Here is a 2,780-nt window from a genome sequence, read left to right on the forward strand (position 1 = left end):
CACAGCCTGCCAGATCCGTTTTTCGGACCGGCGCAGAACAAACACGGTGCGACGTTTGTCGTGGACGTGGCGTTCTTCCGCAAGGAGCTCAGCGAGCACAACGTCGTGGTCGATCTCGGCGCCGTAGCGCGCGATCACCCCAGAGCCTTCCATCGCGGCGATGCGCTTGCGGCAAGGCGTCGGCGAGAGACCCACCCGTTCGGCCAGTTCCACCACCGGGATGCGGCCCTCGGTCTGAAGAATCTCCAGAATGCGCCGGTCGATGCGGTCCATAGTCAGATCCTCTCCCAATCTTTCAGAAAGATAGAGGAAACGGCCCCAGCAGGGCAATTCCGGGCTGAACTTTGGTCACACCCGCTATGGCACCGGCGCTATCCTTGAAGCGCGCGCCCCCGAGGGAGGAGCGGGGTTGCGCGCAGCGCATCACCGGCCGTGCCGCGGCGGGCCAATCAGGGAGGCACCCATGCAGATCGAGACCATTCACACCGGCACCCACGAAAAGGTGCAGTATTGCCATGACGAGGACAGCGGTCTGCGCGCGCTCATCGCAGTGCACGACACGACGCTTGGCCCGGCGCTCGGCGGCTGCCGCATGTGGCGCTATGCCGGCGTCGACGAGGCGCTGACCGACGTGCTGCGGCTCTCGGCGGGCATGACCGCCAAGGCAGCGCTGGCCGATGTGCCCTTCGGCGGCGGCAAGGCGGTGATCCTCGGCGATCCGAGGACCGAGAAGACGCCCGCGAAGATGCGTGCCTTCGGCCGCTTCATCGAGAGCTTCCGCGGCGGCTATATCACCGGCGAGGATGTCGGCATGTCGCCCGACGACATGGCGCAGATCGCCACCGAGACCGCCCATGTGGCGGGGCTCTCGACCGGAGACTATGCCAGCGGCGACCCCTCGCCGATCACCGCCGAGGGCGTGTTCCGCTGCATGAAGGCCGCTGCCGCGCAGACCTTCGGCAGCGACGACCTCGAGGGCCGCACCGTGGCGCTGCAGGGGCTCGGGCATGTAGGCATGGCGCTGGCATGGCGCGTCCGCGAGGCCGGCGGCAAGCTCATCGCGACCGATGTGAACGAGACCGCCCTCGCCCATGCCCGCGAGCTTGGCGCCGAGATCGTGGCGACCGACGAGATCCTGAGCGCCGAGGCCGACATCCTCGCCCCCTGCGCCCTGGGCGGCGTGCTGAGCGCCGAGACCATCCCGCAGATCCGCGCCACGCTGGTCTGCGGCGCCGCCAACAACCAGCTCGCGACCCCCGACTGCGCCGAGCGTCTGGCCAAGCGCGGCATCCTCTACTGCCCGGATTACGTGGTGAATGCCGGCGGGCTGATCAACATCGCCCGCGAGGCGCTGCGGATCGGCGATGCCAGCTGGTCCGAGCAAAAGCTCGACAAGGCGGTGGCGAATTTCACCGAGCTGCTCGACTGGGCCAAGCGCGACGGCCGCCCCCCGCTGGCCGAAGCCGACGACATGGTGGCGCGCATCCTGCAGGGCGCCTGGCGCCAGAGCCACGCGATCTAAGCATCATCTGGCGCGCCGGGCTCAGCCCTCGGCGCGCCGGAACAGATCGTCGATGCGCTCGGGCTGGCTCAGCACCGAGCACAGGATGCCGCGCACCGCGGCATCCTTCAAAAGCGCCTGCCCCGCCTCCTCGAACAGCGCCGAGCCGAAGTTGCTGGCAAAGGTCGCGCGGTTGGCGACGTTGAAGAAGCTGAAGGCCGAGATCTGCCAGTGCAGCGCCACCGGCGAGACATCCTCGCGGAAGAGCCCCGCCGCGAGCCCCGCCTCGCAGATCTTCTCGACCACGCCGATGGCGCGCAGGTTCTGCCCGTGCAGCCGCTCCATGCGGTCGAGATGGCGCGCCTCGTGGATGTTCTCGATCATCACGAGGCGGATGAATTCCGGGTTGCGGCGGTGGTGGTCGAAGGTGAACTCGATCAGCGTCTTGAGCGCCCGGTCCGGCGCCAGCCCCTCGAGATCGAGCTCGGCCTCGCCGGCGCGCACCTCGGCATAGCAATCCTCGAGCACCGCCTCGTAGAGCGATTCCTTGTCCCCGAAATAGTAGAAGATCATCCGCTTCGAGGTCTTGGTGCCCGACGCGATGTCCTCGATTCGGGTCCCCGAGAGGCCGTTGCGGGCAAATTCCGACCGGGCGACGCGCAGGATATCGGATTTCACCGCCTCGGGATTCTGCTTCCAGCGCCGCGATTTCGTTTCTTTTTCCATCGGATACCCCTGCCTCCCTCTCGAGGGGCATTCTACCTTTTTAACCCCACGGTTCAATTCCCTTGACGAATTTAACCGCACGGTTCATTGTCAGCGACAGAACGACACACCGCCAGGGGAGGGGCCGGTTTGGACACCATCACCACATCCGAAGACGCTCTGCTTGCCGGCCTGATCGGACGCGGCATCATGCTGTCGCGCACCCCCCTGATGCACATGCGCGAGGCGCAGGCGCAGGGGCTGTTCACGGTCTATGAAAAACTCGACATGGACGCGCCCGAACGCGCCGCGCTGTCGCTCACCGACATGGTGAGCGCCGCCGAGGCCGCGGGCTTCGACGGGCTCAACATCACCTACCCGTTCAAGATCGAGGTGATCTCGCTGCTCGACGAGCTGAGCGAGAACGCCCGCGCCGTCGGTGCGGTCAACACCGTGGTGCTGAAGGACGGCAAGCGCATCGGCCACAACACCGATCTCTGGGGCTTTGCCGAGAGCTTCCGCCGCGGGCTCGATGGCGCCGACACGCGCCACGCGGTGCTGCTGGGCGCCGGCG

General features: G+C 67.0%; 3 protein-coding genes and 1 pseudogene. 2 read left to right on the forward strand and 2 right to left on the reverse strand.

Features of this window, described 5'->3' with window-relative positions; translation table 11 throughout:
• Positions 1-273, reverse strand: a 273-nt coding sequence (locus AC6RA4_RS08225) for an Lrp/AsnC family transcriptional regulator (RefSeq protein ID WP_500159220.1), incomplete at its 3' end; no start/stop codon positions are given.
• A 190-nt stretch (positions 274-463) separates the two neighbouring features.
• Here AC6RA4_RS08225 and AC6RA4_RS08230 point away from each other — a divergent pair.
• Complete coding sequence (locus AC6RA4_RS08230) at positions 464-1,522, forward strand: Glu/Leu/Phe/Val dehydrogenase dimerization domain-containing protein (RefSeq protein WP_500159222.1); 1,059 nt, start codon at positions 464-466, stop codon at positions 1,520-1,522.
• A gap of 21 nt (positions 1,523-1,543) precedes the next feature.
• Here the strand turns inward: AC6RA4_RS08230 and AC6RA4_RS08235 are convergent, their stop codons facing one another.
• The gene (locus tag AC6RA4_RS08235; RefSeq protein ID WP_500159224.1) at positions 1,544-2,227 is read right to left on the reverse strand and encodes a TetR/AcrR family transcriptional regulator; all 684 of its coding nucleotides are present in this window, start codon (positions 2,225-2,227) and stop codon (positions 1,544-1,546) included.
• A gap of 129 nt (positions 2,228-2,356) precedes the next feature.
• On the opposite strand from AC6RA4_RS08235, the pseudogene AC6RA4_RS08240 reads away from it, so the two are divergent.
• Positions 2,357-2,780: pseudogene (locus tag AC6RA4_RS08240) on the forward strand (shikimate dehydrogenase); the annotation flags it as partial.

The organism is Salipiger sp., from assembly GCF_059781815.1.